General features: G+C 64.8%; 15 protein-coding genes, 1 tRNA gene and 3 pseudogenes. 10 read left to right on the top strand and 9 right to left on the bottom strand.

Annotation, left to right across the window (positions count from 1 at the left end; all coding sequences use genetic code 11):
• Positions 1-93 (top strand): transposase domain-containing protein (locus tag OC159_RS20110; protein WP_407674065.1); only part of this gene is annotated, 93 nt, incomplete at its 5' end.
• A 29-nt stretch (positions 94-122) separates the two neighbouring features.
• On the opposite strand, the pseudogene OC159_RS06655 reads toward OC159_RS20110, so the two are convergent.
• A pseudogene (locus OC159_RS06655) lies at positions 123-308 on the bottom strand (hypothetical protein); the annotation flags it as partial.
• 39 nt (positions 309-347) lie between these two features.
• On the bottom strand, positions 348-488 hold the full coding sequence (locus tag OC159_RS06650; RefSeq protein WP_265500370.1) for a hypothetical protein: 141 nt from the start codon (positions 486-488) through the stop codon (positions 348-350).
• Between the two features lie 600 nt (positions 489-1,088).
• Between OC159_RS06650 and OC159_RS06645 the strand changes: the two genes are divergently transcribed.
• From OC159_RS06645 to OC159_RS19990, 5 genes and pseudogenes are all read left to right on the top strand, one after another.
• Positions 1,089-1,379: a hypothetical protein gene (locus OC159_RS06645; protein ID WP_265500369.1), complete on the top strand. Its 291-nt coding sequence runs from the start codon at positions 1,089-1,091 to the stop codon at positions 1,377-1,379.
• A gap of 504 nt (positions 1,380-1,883) precedes the next feature.
• Positions 1,884-1,968: transfer RNA gene (locus tag OC159_RS06640), tRNA-Leu, on the top strand.
• 75 nt (positions 1,969-2,043) lie between these two features.
• Positions 2,044-2,451 carry a hypothetical protein gene (locus OC159_RS06635; protein WP_265500368.1) on the top strand — a complete coding sequence of 136 codons (408 nt, stop codon included), beginning with the start codon at positions 2,044-2,046 and terminating at the stop codon, positions 2,449-2,451.
• 314 nt (positions 2,452-2,765) lie between these two features.
• The gene (locus OC159_RS06630) at positions 2,766-2,921 is read left to right on the top strand and encodes a hypothetical protein (protein ID WP_265500367.1); all 156 of its coding nucleotides are present in this window, start codon (positions 2,766-2,768) and stop codon (positions 2,919-2,921) included.
• Positions 2,885-3,001: pseudogene (locus tag OC159_RS19990) on the top strand (UvrD-helicase domain-containing protein); the annotation flags it as partial. The gene OC159_RS06630 and the pseudogene OC159_RS19990, both read left to right, overlap by 37 nt.
• Positions 3,002-3,188: 187 nt before the next feature.
• Here OC159_RS19990 and OC159_RS20105 read toward each other — a convergent pair.
• Together OC159_RS20105 and OC159_RS20100 are read right to left on the bottom strand one after the other, a co-directional pair.
• Positions 3,189-3,476: a hypothetical protein gene (locus OC159_RS20105; protein ID WP_407674063.1), complete on the bottom strand. Its 288-nt coding sequence runs from the start codon at positions 3,474-3,476 to the stop codon at positions 3,189-3,191.
• Entirely contained in the window at positions 3,473-3,931 is a 459-nt protein-coding gene (locus OC159_RS20100; RefSeq protein WP_407674062.1) for a transposase, read from the bottom strand. The genes OC159_RS20105 and OC159_RS20100 overlap by 4 nt, the downstream gene beginning before the upstream one ends.
• A gap of 494 nt (positions 3,932-4,425) precedes the next feature.
• Between OC159_RS20100 and OC159_RS20095 the strand changes: the two are divergent.
• The 3 genes and pseudogenes from OC159_RS20095 to OC159_RS06610 all read left to right on the top strand — a co-directional run.
• Positions 4,426-4,665, top strand: a pseudogene (locus OC159_RS20095) (TniQ family protein); the annotation flags it as partial.
• A gap of 53 nt (positions 4,666-4,718) precedes the next feature.
• A complete protein-coding gene (locus OC159_RS06615) occupies positions 4,719-5,375 on the top strand; it encodes a hypothetical protein (protein WP_265500366.1) in 657 nt (218 codons plus the stop codon).
• Entirely contained in the window at positions 5,348-5,770 is a 423-nt protein-coding gene (locus OC159_RS06610) for a hypothetical protein (RefSeq protein ID WP_265500365.1), read from the top strand. The genes OC159_RS06615 and OC159_RS06610 overlap by 28 nt, the downstream gene beginning before the upstream one ends.
• A gap of 68 nt (positions 5,771-5,838) precedes the next feature.
• Here OC159_RS06610 and guaD read toward each other — a convergent pair whose 3' ends face one another.
• The 4 genes from guaD to xdhA are packed head-to-tail and all read right to left on the bottom strand — an operon-like array spanning position 5,839 to position 11,602.
• The gene (gene guaD, locus OC159_RS06605; protein WP_265500364.1) at positions 5,839-7,113 is read right to left on the bottom strand and encodes a guanine deaminase; all 1,275 of its coding nucleotides are present in this window, start codon (positions 7,111-7,113) and stop codon (positions 5,839-5,841) included.
• A complete protein-coding gene (xdhC, locus tag OC159_RS06600) occupies positions 7,101-7,832 on the bottom strand; it encodes a xanthine dehydrogenase accessory protein XdhC (RefSeq protein WP_265500363.1) in 732 nt (243 codons plus the stop codon). Before xdhC ends, guaD begins: the two co-directional genes overlap by 13 nt.
• Positions 7,829-10,150 carry a xanthine dehydrogenase molybdopterin binding subunit gene (gene xdhB, locus OC159_RS06595; protein WP_265500362.1) on the bottom strand — a complete coding sequence of 774 codons (2,322 nt, stop codon included), beginning with the start codon at positions 10,148-10,150 and terminating at the stop codon, positions 7,829-7,831. Before xdhB ends, xdhC begins: the two co-directional genes overlap by 4 nt.
• Before the next feature lie 3 nt (positions 10,151-10,153).
• Positions 10,154-11,602 carry a xanthine dehydrogenase small subunit gene (xdhA, locus tag OC159_RS06590; RefSeq protein ID WP_265500361.1) on the bottom strand — a complete coding sequence of 483 codons (1,449 nt, stop codon included), beginning with the start codon at positions 11,600-11,602 and terminating at the stop codon, positions 10,154-10,156.
• Positions 11,603-11,707: 105 nt separating this feature from the next.
• Between xdhA and OC159_RS06585 the strand changes: the two genes are divergently transcribed.
• Positions 11,708-12,601, top strand: a complete 894-nt coding sequence (locus tag OC159_RS06585) for a LysR family transcriptional regulator (protein WP_265500360.1) — start codon at positions 11,708-11,710, stop codon at positions 12,599-12,601.
• Positions 12,602-12,607: 6 nt separating this feature from the next.
• Here OC159_RS06585 and OC159_RS06580 read toward each other — a convergent pair whose 3' ends face one another.
• Positions 12,608-13,861 (bottom strand): urate hydroxylase PuuD, encoded by a 1,254-nt coding sequence (locus OC159_RS06580; protein ID WP_407674061.1) that lies wholly within the window; start codon positions 13,859-13,861, stop codon positions 12,608-12,610.

Raw genomic sequence — 13,861 nt, 5'->3', positions numbered from 1 at the left:
TACCTCAGGGCAACTTTGGAAGCGGTGGCCACCGGTCACCCGCAAGCAAGGATCGACGACCTGCTACCCTGGAACTTCGAGCCTTCAAGCTGAAAGCGCGTGGGGCGCAACCGCCGCTTACAGAGATAGCCCGTCTTCGTGCGCCCCCTGCCGGGGTCCAGCACGGGTGCGGTTGTGTTCTCCGGGGCTTACGCGGCCCCACTGGGGTCACGGTCCCCTGCGAACTTCATGAACAGCTTGGTCGACGTCTTCAGGTGTTCGGTCAGCCGATCAACCACCGGGCCGAGGTGGAAAGCGGCAATGCCAAGCCCCCTCGTCCTGTTGCGTCTCCGCCTCGGCACGGCCGTTTACATATCCTCGAAGGCCAGCCGACGCTCGTCGTCGTTCAGCTTTTCCGAGCGTTTGCCATGCACGACCTGGTTCAGCTCGGCGATCAGATGCTCCAGCCGCCGGTTGGTTTCCCGCAGCGCGTCCCGTTCGCGCAGCACGGCTGGAACGGCGGCGCGCTGGCTTTCGGGGATGACGGACAGGTCGATGGACGGGGCTGCGGACGTGCTGTCATCACACCCTGATCCAACTGTAATTGAACGCTTTTTCCTGCGTTCAGGTCATTCCGCAACGGCCGGCTTCGGGATTTCCAGAGGCCGAACCCGGCGCCAGTCGAGGCCTGCAAAAAGCGCCTCGAACTGCGTTCGGCTCAAGGTCATGGCCCCTTCCCGAACCGTCGGCCAGGTGACCTGCGCGCGTCAGGAAACATGCGCGAACTCCGCACCATGCAGTTTGACACTTGGACCATCGGTTACACCTTTGACACCCTCCAAATCGGCTGCCAGCGCCACGCCACCGATAAGTGGACCGAGTGGGACACCGAACCAAGGCGGCAAGCTCTACTTCCCTCTCGATGTGATCGAAGCGATCGCGGTCAAAGCCCGTGAGATCGAGACTGAGACGGAAGCTCGGCAGGAGGAGAGCAATTGATGCCTATCGCACCCCTCAAGGACTGGATGGACTTAGCTGCACAGCCCGACATCGAGGGTCGCCTCCGGCCGTAGCATGACTGGGCGCCTCCACAAAAGGACAATCCCAAGATGAACACGCACCACATGTCCTCCTCGCACACGACCGTCGAGACCCTGATAAGCGGCATCGGGAAGGAGGAGTTCCGCCTAGTTCACACCATCCTCCTCATCCGCAACCCGCGCGACCGCGCGAACCCCGACCTCTACATGGCGAAGAACCGCAACGGCCCGACCGGCGCGGTGGCCAAGGAGAACGGGAGAGGTGGGTCGGGATGTCCCGTGAGGATGCCCTCGATCACAACCAGCACGACCCTGCCTAGTCGCCTCCACTATAGGAACATTCGCACAACTATCATCTAACGGAGAACCGAAAGATGAAACCTTACGTCTGGATTGTGCTGTTCCTCTGGGCCTGCGCTTTGGCTGCCCTCGCGGTGTTCGTGCAGGGCACCGACCGGGTGGACCGGGGGACGTAGACCATTGAACTCGCCGCAGCTGAAGGTGCTATGTGAGATCGATGTTCGCATGAAGATGCAGAACGCCGCCGCCCTACCGGCCGTGAAGTGGGGAATCGGGAGGCGGCATATCGTCTCTGCCGGTCTCGGGTCGATCACCTGGCAAGGGAGCGAGGACGAGGTGGCGGCCATGCTAAGGAAGTTGACCTCAGTGCGGCGCCGCGAACAATGAGGTGTATAAAGAAGAAAGACATTCCCGCATCCCTCATCGGTGCAGCTGTCGGCGCCCGCGTTGCGACCCTCGGCTACGCCGCCGCGGACACCGCATCGCTGCATCTTCTGCCCCACCTCGGCGGTGGGGCCTTGACGGGAAGCCTGTTGACGTGGATGTATCGCAACACCTGAAGATGCCCGTCTGGCGGAATTGGCAGACGCACTTGGTTTAGGTCCAAGCGCCGCAAGGCGTGGGGGTTCAAGTCCCTCGACGGGCACCAATATCTTCCTCAAGTCACCAGTGACATAGGCTGTGACATGGCGCCACCAATCTGCGCCATGCCTTCTACATTCCGTTGAAAACTAATGAGAACCTGAGTGCCTTGCCATCTAGGTTTTTGCGCCGCAACTGGCGGTATGCCCCAACTGGCCATCTAGATGGTCAGGTCATAGCTGAGTTGCAGAATGCAGTCTCCGGCAGGCTGGACGACATATGCCTGCAACGTCTGATCGGTGAACAGGTTGAGCGGCCTACGCTGACCGAATTGCAGAATATGATGGGGCCTCCCGAGGACGGGCCGCGCAAGAAATTCGGTGGCCTTTATGATATGCTTGCTGTGGAGCCGTGCCCCGAGGAAGCACGGCCGTTCCGCACGATCCTGCATCAGCACATCCGCGAGACGTGGCCGTTTGGACCGGGAGATGAGATCTTGGGTGACCCGCAGTTCGGAAGCGGATCGTTTCAACAGGCGAAGGCGGGCTGACGGCAAAGAACAACCCTAAATCACATCAAAACAGGAAGCAGACAGCAACACCCCCTAAAAACCATTCACGCCGCCGGCATCGTCTAGGATACCGACCCGACCGGCAAAGCCGCCGTCGTCACGGGCGGCGCATCCGGCCTCGGCCTCAGAATGGTCCGGACGCTGACCTCTAGGAACCGTCGTGCCTGACCGTGATCATGCGGCAGGCGCCGCTGTGGGTGACGTGGCCGAGGTCCGGTCCATGGACCTTCTAAGACCGGCGTCGATCACCGCCTTGGCGGACACACTGAGGGCCGATGGCACACGGCTGAGCGATGTCCCTTCGCACGCCCGACGGCCGTTACATCGTTGTGCGCGGCCGGTTGCGGCGCGCCACCAACCCGCACCTGCCCGAAGCGGAGCGGCAGCGCCTGACCCATAAGCTGATGGACGTCTGGCAGGCGGTGAAGCATGGCGACGACCCCTGCTGATCATCGGCGACGCCGGATCGGGCAAGACCAACACACTGGCGCACCGCGTGGCGCATCTGCTGAAGGGCGGCGCCAATCCGCAGCGCATCCTCTTGATGACCTTCTCGCGCCAAGCGGCGTCGGAACTGACGCGGCGGGACGGCATTGTTGCAGAACCCAGCCTCGAAGCGTGCTTTCCCCTTTCCCCATCAACCTCAGGCCACGCGTTCGATCTCGGCGGTGCCGCCCGCGCTGAAGCGGTTCAAGAGTGCGACGCGGATGTGAACTTCAGCGGTCGGTCTGTCCGGGTCTCGCGAGGCGATCCGCTCGCCGAAGGATTTGAGGCAGCGCATTTTTGCCTCGATCCGACTTCGGGCGTGATAGCCGGACCAGTTGCTTCCGGTTGGCCCGACCAAAGCGCCTGGTCGCCCGGAGGATCTCGTTGCGGGCGCGGGCGGCAGGGCAGCCTTCCTTCCAGAGGCGGCCGTTCCTGCGGATGTGTATGACGGCGGTGCCGCCGAGATCCACGATTGCGGTGTGGCATCGCCGGGTGTCGAACGCGCCGTCGTCGATCACGGTGCCGACCTGTTCATCGGCCGGATCTGATCCAGCAGATCCGGCAGCACAGGGCTGTTGCCTTCGCGGCTTGAGGTGAACTCCACCGCCCGGACATCGCCGATGGCTGTATCCATGGCCAAATGGATCTTGCGATACTGCCGCCTGCGGTGCGTGCCATGCTTGCGGGCCAGCCAATCTCCGTCACCCAGAAACCTGATCCCGGTGCTGTCCACCAGCAAGTTCAGCGGCCCCGGCACGCGGCGGTGGTATGTCGACCACCAAAGTTCCTTGCCGGCGGCTTGAGGCGTGGAGAAGTCGGGCACCGGCCAGTCGAGCCCTGCCATCTCCAGAATGCTGGCCACCATCCCTGTGCTTTGCCGAAGCGGCAGGCCAAAGAGCACCTGCAGAACTGGGTTGCCGCATCGGAGAACACCGGCGGGCGGCCTGGACGCCCGACCTTGGCGGCCAGCCACACCAAGTCCTTGTCGAGCCAGATCAGCAGCAACCCGCGCCGCCTCAAGGCCTCATTGTAGGACTTCCAGTTCGTCGTTGAATGCGCGCCACCTCCGAACCGGAATGCAGGTCATTGAGGGCTTGCTGCCGGACCCGCCGAAAGTGGTCTACACCGTGCGTCGCGCCCGCAGGGCACGGAACCCGGCGCTCGGTGCCCTTATCACCAATATCGAGGCGAAATCAGGCTTGACGGAGGTCTGGCCTTCACGGGGTGACCATCGCGAACCCGGTCTATTCCCTAGTCTGCGGTCGCTCTACCATTTATGCAGGAGGCCTTAAGTGTGTAAGCGCGGAGCTTTACGATAATCGGTATCGAGGTCGGCTTCGTTCCGCAAAATGGTCGTGCTGGGCTTTCCGCGGCGCCAGATGTCGGTCATCGGCGGGATGGGATATCGACCATCCGGAAAGCACACGAGAGGTGCCGCGCGGCTGGAGGAATGGCTATTTGGACGAGATGGCCAAGCTTCCTCTTTCCGTTCCTCTCATCCCTGGCGAAACCGCAACCTCTTTGGCCTCACGTCTGGCGCAGATGAACCGTGCTTTCTTGCGCGAGTTGCTGCGTGACATGGGCATACGGCAAAATGATTTGACGGCCGGAGAAGGCGTCGCCATGGAAAGGCTGGCGGACCTGTCCGGTGTTGCGTTAACCGAATTGCGAAGGGGGACACCGAAGATCAGCGATGGCGGGGTAAGGTTCGCCGGCATTCGCTTTCCCGCCACCAGCGCCGGAGGCAAGGGGGGCCGCGGGTGCCCGACTGCCTGCAAGTTTGCCCAGGATTGCGTGGCATCTGGTCTTTGCCCTTCGTCACGATTTGTCCCGACCATAGTCGACCGCTGGTTACGTTGTGGACGGCTCAGGACAAGCTGGATCGTTATGACGTTGCCGAACGACTGTGTGACCTTGATCTGGCTGCCGAGGCACGTCCTGTCCATCGCGAACCTTTCCAGTTCGACTTGTGGTTTCTGGGTAGACTGGGCGAAACCGCTGGCTCCGATCATTGGTTCGACCAGTTCGACCTTCATGCTTCGGCGCAATTCTGCTTCGAACTGGGTCGGGCGGCGATTGCGACCGGGGTGCTGAAATGGCGCTCGCTTCCAGACGATCAGCAATGGTGGCCAGCGGATGTCGGATACCGGCTGTGCTCTGGTGGCGAGCAGGCACTTCGTGCTGAATTGACCGGATTGCAGCATATGATGGGCCAACCCGAGGAGGGACCGCGCAAGATATTCGGGAGTCTTTATGACTTGCTCATTATGGATCCATACCCGAAGGAATTGTTGCCGTTCCGGGACATCCTGCAGCGGCACATTCTGGGAACCTGGCCGCTGGCGCCGGGCGATGAGGTCTTGGGCGAACCGGTGCTGCGGCGGGCTGCATGTCGCGGCAGGCAGTGGCGCGCCTGATGCAGATGCCAGAAGCCGATGTTCTGGCCCCAGCCATGGACGACGGCCGCTGTCCGCTGGCATGGAAGCTGATCGACACACCGGTAGCTCGGGCAGTGTTCTCTCAAGGTTTGGCCGAGCCCGAGTTCCTGAAGGCCCTGTCGCCTACGTCACAACAATTTGCACGGGCGCAAGAAGCGGGACTGATGGAGGGCGCCAATGACCAGCTTTGGAACGCATGGACCTCGCAGGATTTGATCGACGGGTTGTCGCGGCTCATCTGGGATGGAGCGATCTTCAGGCGCGGCTTGACACAGGCGGGACACAGCCGGCGGGCGGCAGCGCGAGGATTTACTCCCGCGCTGAGATCAGTCAGTTACCCCTCTAACTGCACGACCCGCGCAGATTTCGCTTGACGCCCTTGCGCACGCTTCCGCTTTTCTGGCACTCTGGCACTCTGGCACTCTGGCAGCAGGCGAGGACGTTACTTTTGCGGTTTGCCGGCGACATACGTTTGGGCAACGGCCCGGTCGTCGCCCATGATCTGCAGGACGAACAGCTCTTCCGCAAGGCTCTCTGCGCGTTCGGCGCGAAGAGCCATGGCGGATGTGGCGCGGGCATCCAGCACGACAAGGTCGGCGGCGCTGCCGGGGGCAAGGGTGCCGATCTCGGCCTCCATGCCCAGGGCGATGGCGTTTCCGCGCGTGGCCCAGTGGAAGGCCGCCAAGGGGTGAAGCTTTTGGCCGCGCAACTGCAGGATCTTGTAACCCTCGTTCAGCGTCTGCAGCATCGACCAGCTGGTGCCTCCGCCGACATCCGTGGCGATGCCACTGGTGATGCCGGCGGCCCTCAGCCCGTCCGCATCAAAGAGACCCGAGCCGAGGAAGAGGTTCGACGTCGGACAGAAGACGGCGCGGCTGCCGGTCTCGGCCATGCGGGCAATCTCACGAGGTTCGAGGTGGATCGAGTGCCCCAGCAGCGTGCGCTGACCCAGAAGGCCGTAGTGGTCGTAGATGTCCAGGTAATCCCGCGCCTGGGGATAGAGGCTCAGGGTGAAGTCGATCTCGTCCCGGTTCTCGGACAGGTGGGTCTGGACGTGGCAACCGGGGTTTTCGCGGGTCAGCGTGCCCGCCATCTCGAGCTGCTCGGGCGAGGAGGTGATCGCGAAGCGCGGGGTGATCGCATAGCGCTGGCGACCCTGTCCGTGCCAGCTGTCGATCAGCGCCTTGCTGTCGTCATACGAGGACTGCGGCGTGTCGTGAACGGCGGGAATGGCGTTCCGGTCCATCATCACCTTGCCGGCAATCATGGCCATGTTTCGCGCTTGGGCAGCGGCGAACAGCGCCTCGGCGCTGGTCCTGTGGCTGGAGCAGAAGGCGACGGCGGTCGTCGTGCCGTGCGCCGTCAGCTGGTCCAGGAACAGCCCCGCCATGTGGGCGGCGTGGTCGGGATCGGAAAACTGCGCCTCGGCCGGGAAGGTATAGGTGTTCAGCCAGTCCAGCAGCTGCGCGCCCCAGCTGGCGATGACCTGCAGCTGCGGGAAATGGATATGGGGGTCGATGAAGCCCGGCAGGATCAGGTGCGGGCGATGGTCGATTTCCTCAAGGCCGTCGCGTGACAGGTCGGCGTGATCGCCCACGGCCAAAATGCGGCCATTCTCGACCAGGATGGCGCCGTTCTCCCAGAACCGGTGATTGTCCTGCGTCTTTGCAGGATCGGCGAAGAAGTCGAGGACACGGCCCCGGATCAGCTGTTGCATGGGTATATGTTCAACGAAGATGAGGTGAGTCGCGCCATCAGTTCGGCGGCAGTGAAGGTGGCGATGATCTCGGGCCGCTTGTCGCGGCTGAAGCCTGCGCCGATGGGACAGACCAGCCCGGTCGGATCGATACCGCGGTCGCGGGCAAAGTGGGTGAACTGCGCACGCTTCGTTGCGCTGCCGATCATGCCGACATAGGACAAGTCGGTCCGCGACAGCGCCTCCGCTGCCAGCAGGAAGTCCAGCGCGTGGTCGTGCGTCAGGATCACCACACTGCTGCCGGGCCGGGCGGCGCGGATCTGCGCCTCGGGCAAGGGGGTCAGCAGGGTCGGACCGGTGGCGCGGTCCAGTTCCTCGGGCCGGCTGTCGATCAGCAGCGCATTCACCGGCAGCGGCTGCAGCGCCCGGGCCAGCGCCCGCCCCACATGGCCCGCCCCGAAGATCATCACGTCGGGATGGACATCGGGCGTCGGCGCGTGACGGTCCAGCGACAGGACCACGCGGCCACCGCAGCATTGGCCGATCTCGGGGCCGAGGGGGATGTCCATCCGCGCCTCCGCCTCGTCGCGCGCCAGCATCTGGCGGGCGCGGTCGATGGCCATGTATTCCAGCTGTCCGCCGCCGATCGTGCCCTGCGTGCCGTCGCGGGTCACGATCATCTCGGCCCCCGCCTCGCGCGGGGTCGAGCCCCGCGCCGATATGACCCTGACACGGATCATCCGCGCAGCCGTTCCACCGCCATCAGCACACGTTCCGGCGTCGCAGGTGCGTCCAGCCGCGCGGGTTCGCGGTAATCCGCGACCGAAGCGACCGCCATGTTGATCGCCTCGAACACGCTGATGCCCAGCATGAAGGGTGGCTCTCCGACGGCCTTCGATCGCTTGATCGTGCGTTCTGCGGCCTCGGACCAGTCGGTCAGCCTGACGTTGAAGACACGCGGCCGGTCGCTGGCCAGCGGCACCTTGTAGGTCGAGGGCGCATGGGTTCGCAGTCGTCCCTGCGCATCCCACCACAGCTCCTCGGTCGTCAGCCAGCCCGCGCCCTGCACAAAGGCGCCCTCGACCTGGCCCTTGTCGATGGCCGGGTTCAGGCTGCGGCCCACGTCGTGCAGGACATCGGCGCGGTCGATGACGTATTCGCCGGTCAGCGTATCCACCGACACCTCGGATACCGCGGCGCCATAGGCATAGTAATAGAACGGCCGCCCCTTGCCGGTCGCGCGGTCCCAGTGGATCTTGGGCGTCTTGTAGAAACCCGCCGCCGACAGATGGATGCGCGCCATGTAGGCCGCCTTGATGACCTCGGTGAAGGGGATCTCGTGGTCGCCCGCCCGGATGTGGCCGGGCACGAAGGTCACGGCGTCCGGCGGCACCTGCCAGCGTTCGGCCACGAATTCGACCAGCCGGGCCTTGATCTGGTCCGCCGCGTCCAACGCCGCCATGCCGTTCAGGTCGGTTCCCGACGATGCCGCCGTGGCCGATGTGTTGGGCACCTTTTCCGTTGTCGTGCGGGTGATCTTGATGCGCTTGATGTCGCATTGAAACGCCTCGGCCACGACCTGCGCAACCTTGGTGTTCAGCCCCTGCCCCATCTCGGTTCCGCCATGGTTCAGCATGATCGAGCCGTCGGAGTAGATGTGGACCAGCGCGCCCGCCTGGTTGAACCAGGTTGCGGTGAAGCTGATCCCGAACTTGACCGGCGTCAGCGCGATGCCCTTTCGGATGACGCCGCCCTCCGCATCCATTCGCGCGTTCCAGTCCAGCACGGCCTGCCGGCGGGCCTGGTAATCACTGCTAGCCTCCAGCTCGTCCAGGAGGCGCGGCAGGATCTGGTCGTTGACCTCCTGATGGTACGGGGTCAGCTGGCCGTTCTCGTAAAGGTTGCGGCGCCGCACCTCCAGCGGATCGAGGCCGAGGGCATAGGCGATCTCCTCGATCATCCGTTCGGCCACGATGACGCCCTGCGGTCCGCCAAAGCCCCGGAAGGCGGTGTTGCTGACCGTGTTCGTCTTCATCGGGTGGCTGCTGACGCGCACATCGGGATAGAAATAGGCATTGTCGGCATGAAACAGCGCCCGATCCGTCACGGGGCCCGACAGGTCTGCCGAAAAACCGCAGCGGGCATACCAGTCGCCCTCGACAGCCCGGATGCGGCCTTCATCGTCGAAGCCCACTGCATAGTCGACGACGAAGTCGTGGCGCTTGCCGGTGGCGATCATGTCGTCGTCGCGGTCCGGGCGGATCTTGACCGCCCGGTTCCAGCGCTTGGCCGCCAGCGCGGCCACGCAGGCGAACAGGTTCATCTGCGTTTCCTTGCCGCCAAAGCCGCCACCCATGCGCCGCACGTTCACGACGACCGAATGGCTGGGCACCTTCAGGACATGGGCGACCATGTGCTGCACCTCAGACGGGTGCTGGGTCGAGACGTTGACGACCACGTCCTCGTCCTCGCCCGGCAGGGCCATGGCAATCTGGCCCTCCAGATAGAAGTGGTCCTGACCGCCGATCGCGAACCGCCCCTCGATCCGCCGGGGCGCTGCGGCCATGGCGCGTGGCGCGTCGCCCCGGCGCAGGGTCAGCGGGTCGGTGACATAGCCCATCCCTGCATCGCGCGCGGCGATCGGATCCAGCGCATGGGGCAGCTCGTCATAGGTGATGCGTGCCTTGTGGGCCGCCCGGCGCGCCTGGTCGCGCGTCTCGGCGATGACGGCGAAGACAGGCTGGCCCCAGAACTGCACCAGCCCGTCGGCAAAGATCGGGTCGTCGTTCTTGCCGTTCGGAGAGACGTCGTTGACCCCTGGAATGTCGCCGGCCGTCAGCACGCCCAGCACGCCGGGGCTGGCCAGAGTTTCCGCGAAGTCCGTGCCGATGATGCGGCCATGTGCGCATTGAGACAGGCCCAGATAGGCGTGAACCAGGTTCGCGGGCGCGGCCAGATCGTCGGTATAGTCGGCGCGTCCGGTGACATGCTTGACGGCGCTGTCATGGGCGGTGTCCTGATGGGCCAGGCCCCGGATGGTGTTCCCGTCGTCCTTCATCGGTTACGCCCCCACGGCCTGGCGCAGCTGCACGGGCAGGCCGGTTTCCGATTGCTCCAGCCAAAAGCGGCGGAACAGGTTGCGTGCGACGGTCGCGCGGTATTCGGCGCTGGCGCGCATGTCGGTCAGCGGCTGGAAGTCGTCCGCCACGACGCGGGCCGCGGCATCGAACGCGGCCTTGGCAAAGGGCTGGCCTTGCAGCGCAGCCTCGGCGGCGCGGGCGCGGCGGGGCGTGGCGGCCATGCCGCCGAAAGCCACGCGCGCCTCGGTGATCGTGCCGCCCTCGACGGTCACGCAGAAGCCTGCCGCGACGGCGGTGATGTCGCTGTCGCGCCGCTTGCTGACCTTGTAGGCCGCGACTCGTGCCTCGGGCCGGGTCGGGATCAGGACCTGTTCCACGAACTCCGCGGGTTGGCGGTCCTGCTTGCCATAATCGATGAAGAAGTCGTCCAACGCGATCTCCCGGCGCGTGGCGCCCCGGCGCAGCACGATCCGCGCACCAAGCGCGATCAGCAGCGGCGGCGTGTCACCGATGGGCGAGCCGTTGGCGATGTTCGCGCCGATGGTGCCCATGTTGCGGACCTGCCACCCGCCGATGCGCAGCCAATAGTCGTGCGCGGCGGGAATGTGGCGGGCGATCAGCGGCGCGGCTTCGGAATAGGTCACGCCTGCCCCAAGCCGGATCGTGTCGCCGTCGACGGCGACGTCCTTCATCAGGTGTCCGATGAAGACGGCCGGGCTGATGTCGCGCATGAACTTCGTGACCCACAGGCCCACGTCGGTCGCGCCCGCGACCAATGTCGCCCCCGATTCCTCCAGCAGGATCTGCGCCAGGTCATCCGCATCAGCCGGGATCAGCGCGCGGTCGGCGCCGCGCGCAAGGGCAACTCGGCCGCCCCGCATTCCGGCCAGGCGCGCGGCCACCGCCTGACGCTCGCGCGCCAGCGCGTCCTGCGTCTGGCCCCCCGCGGAGCCGGCGGCCAGTGCGGCCGTCACGATCGGCTCGTAGCCCGTGCAGCGGCAGATGTTGCCTTGAAGCGCGATCTCGATGGCCTCGGCATCCGCCGCCGGGTTCGTCATCCACAGCGCATAGAGCGCCATGACGATCCCCGGCGTGCAGAATCCGCACTGGCTGCCGTGGTGTTCGACCATCGCCGCCTGGATCGGGTGCAGCCCGCCATCGGGGCCGTGAAGATGCTCGATCGTGACCACATGAGTTGCATGGCAGGAGGCCAGCAGCCTGATGCAGGCGTTCACCGGCTCATAGACCAGACCCGCGGCCGTCAAGCGGCCCACCAGCACGGTGCAGGCGCCGCAATCGCCCTCGGCGCAGCCTTCCTTCGTGCCCGTCAGCCGCCGCGCGAGCCTCAGGTGGTCCAGGAGCGTGTCCGAGGCCCCGACGTCGGTCAGCGCAACCTCGATGTCGTTCAGCAGAAATCGCAGCTGGGTCATGGTGGTCCTTCCTGGCATGGCAGCGATGCTAGGCGCGAAATAGCGGTTGCGAAATCGCCCGCGTTCTAGAAGACTTTACACGTCTCGTTGAAAGCCGATCATCACATGTCATATCTGGAAAGCCTGCGCGTGTTCGTGCGCGTGGTCGAACTTGGCTCGATCACCGCGGGGGGCAGGGATCTGCGCCTTTCGCCGGCAGTTGCCTCGAATCGTATCAAGGATCTTGAAAATCGCTTCGGCGTCCGGCTGCTGAACCGCACGACGCGCAAGCTGACCACGACCGAGATCGGCCGCGCCTTCTATGACCATGCCCGCCGCGTGATCGAGACCCTGGACGAGGCCGAGGCCCTGGTCAGCAGCTTTTCCGGCAAGCCGCAGGGCGTGATCCGGCTGACGGCACCGCTAGGTCTGGGCCGACGGTTGATCGCGCCGCTGATCCCCGCCTTTTGCGCCGATAATCCGGGGGTCGAGATCCGCCTGCGCCTGTCGGACCGCAGCGTCAATATCGTCGAGGACGCCATCGACCTGGCGTTCTTCCTGGGCGAACCTGCGGATTCGACGCTGAAATGGCGCAAGATCGCCGACTGCCCCCGCGTCCTGGTGGCGTCGCCCGGTTATCTGAAAGCGGCGGGGACACCCCGCACGCCGGACGACTTGGCCGACCACAACTGCCTGTTGCTGCGCTATCCGCGCAGCCCCGAATATTATTGGACGCTGCGCACGACGGAGGGTCCGCGCAAGATGACGGTGTCCGGGCGCTATGACACAGATGACGGCGACGTGCTGACCGGTTGGGCGCTGGAGGGGCACGGCATCGCCAACCGTCCGCTCTACGAGGTCGCGCAGGATTTGGCTGAAGGACGCCTGGAACGGGTGCTGCCCGATGTGCCGCCCCTGCCCGCGCAGTTCGGCTGCCTGACACCGCATCGGCGGTTGCAGGACCCGAAGGTCAAGATGTTCTCTGACTATGCCGTGCGGGAATTGCGCCCCAGTTTCTGACTGCGGCTACAGCCCCGCGACACCGAAGGCGCCGACCTGGCGGAACCAGCGCAGGATCAGGTCGCGCTCGGCATCCTCCATCCCCGTCAGGTTCGCCGGGGGCATGGCGTGCGTCAGCCCCGCCTGGACATAAATCTCTCGCGCGGCGCGGGCGATGTCGGCGGGCGTTTCCAGCAGCACCCCCTTTGGCGCGTGGTGGATACCGTCCCAGACCGGCTCTCGCGCATGGCACATCGAGCATCGGCCGATCACGGTGCTTGCGACCTCGTCGAAGCCTTCAGCCTTGGCGAATCGCGCCTCAGTGGGGGTCAGCGGGCGGGCCATCGCCTCGTCATAGCTGTCCCGGTTCACCCCCAGCGCCGACAGCCACATGATGCCGATGAACAGCATGGCGGTGACGGCCCATGTCCACCACAGCTGCCCCTTGCGGGCATGCATGGTGTTGAAGAAGTGCCGGATGGTCACGCCCATCAGGAAGATCAGCGCCGCGATCAGCCAGTTCCATTCGCTGGCGAAGGCCAGCGGATAGTGGTTCGACAGCATCAGGAAGACGACCGGCAGCGTCAGGTAGTTGTTGTGCGTCGATCGCAGCTTGGCGATCTTGCCGTATTTCGGATCGGGCGCCCTGCCCGCCTTGAGGTCGGCCACGACGATGCGCTGGTTCGGCATGATGATCAGGAACACGTTCGCGGTCATGATCGTCGCCGTGAACGCGCCCAGGTGCAGCAGCGCGGCGCGGCCCGTGAACACCTGGTCATAGCCCCAGCCCATCACCACCAACGCCACGAACAGCAGCAGCATCAGCACCGTCGGCCGGTTGCCCAAGGGCGACTTGCAGAGCCCGTCATAGATCAGCCAGCCCACCGCCAGCGACCCGCCAGAGATCAAGATTGCCTGCCAGACCGCAAGATCGGCCTTGGCAGGGTCGATCAAAAACAGGTTCGCGCCGGCCCAGTACGTCACCATCAGCAGCGCCGCGCCCGACAGCCAGGTCGAATAGCTTTCCCATTTGAACCAGGTCAGGTGCTCGGGCATCCGCTCTGGCGCCACCAGGTATTTCTGGATGTGATAGAAGCCGCCGCCGTGGACCTGCCATTCCTCGCCATGCGCGCCCTTGGGCAGGTGCGCGGCCTTCTGCAGGCCCAGGTCGAGCGCGATGAAATAGAAGGACGACCCGATCCAGGCGATGGCGGTGATGACATGCGTCCAGCGGATGGCGAAGGCCAGCCACTCCCACAGGATGACGGTTTCGGGGATCAT

It is taken from the genome of Paracoccus beibuensis, assembly GCF_026162625.1.
Taxonomy (GTDB): domain Bacteria; phylum Pseudomonadota; class Alphaproteobacteria; order Rhodobacterales; family Rhodobacteraceae; genus Paracoccus; species Paracoccus beibuensis.
The sequence above is the reverse complement of the archived record's forward strand: the minus strand, read 5'-3'. Positions and strand labels throughout refer to the sequence as shown.

Coding starts and splice junctions, on each gene's coding strand:
- OC159_RS06645 (WP_265500369.1), top strand. CDS start 1,089: ATGAACACGCACCACATGTCCTCCTCGCACACGACCGTCGAGACCCTG.
- OC159_RS06630 (WP_265500367.1), top strand. CDS start 2,766: ATGTCCCTTCGCACGCCCGACGGCCGTTACATCGTTGTGCGCGGCCGG.
- OC159_RS06610 (WP_265500365.1), top strand. CDS start 5,348: ATGTCGCGGCAGGCAGTGGCGCGCCTGATGCAGATGCCAGAAGCCGAT.
- guaD (WP_265500364.1), bottom strand. CDS start 7,113: ATGCAACAGCTGATCCGGGGCCGTGTCCTCGACTTCTTCGCCGATCCT.
- xdhC (WP_265500363.1), bottom strand. CDS start 7,832: ATGATCCGTGTCAGGGTCATATCGGCGCGGGGCTCGACCCCGCGCGAG.
- xdhB (WP_265500362.1), bottom strand. CDS start 10,150: ATGAAGGACGACGGGAACACCATCCGGGGCCTGGCCCATCAGGACACC.
- xdhA (WP_265500361.1), bottom strand. CDS start 11,602: ATGACCCAGCTGCGATTTCTGCTGAACGACATCGAGGTTGCGCTGACC.
- OC159_RS06585 (WP_265500360.1), top strand. CDS start 11,708: ATGTCATATCTGGAAAGCCTGCGCGTGTTCGTGCGCGTGGTCGAACTT.
- OC159_RS06580 (WP_407674061.1), bottom strand. CDS start 13,861: ATGATCCCCGAAACCGTCATCCTGTGGGAGTGGCTGGCCTTCGCCATC.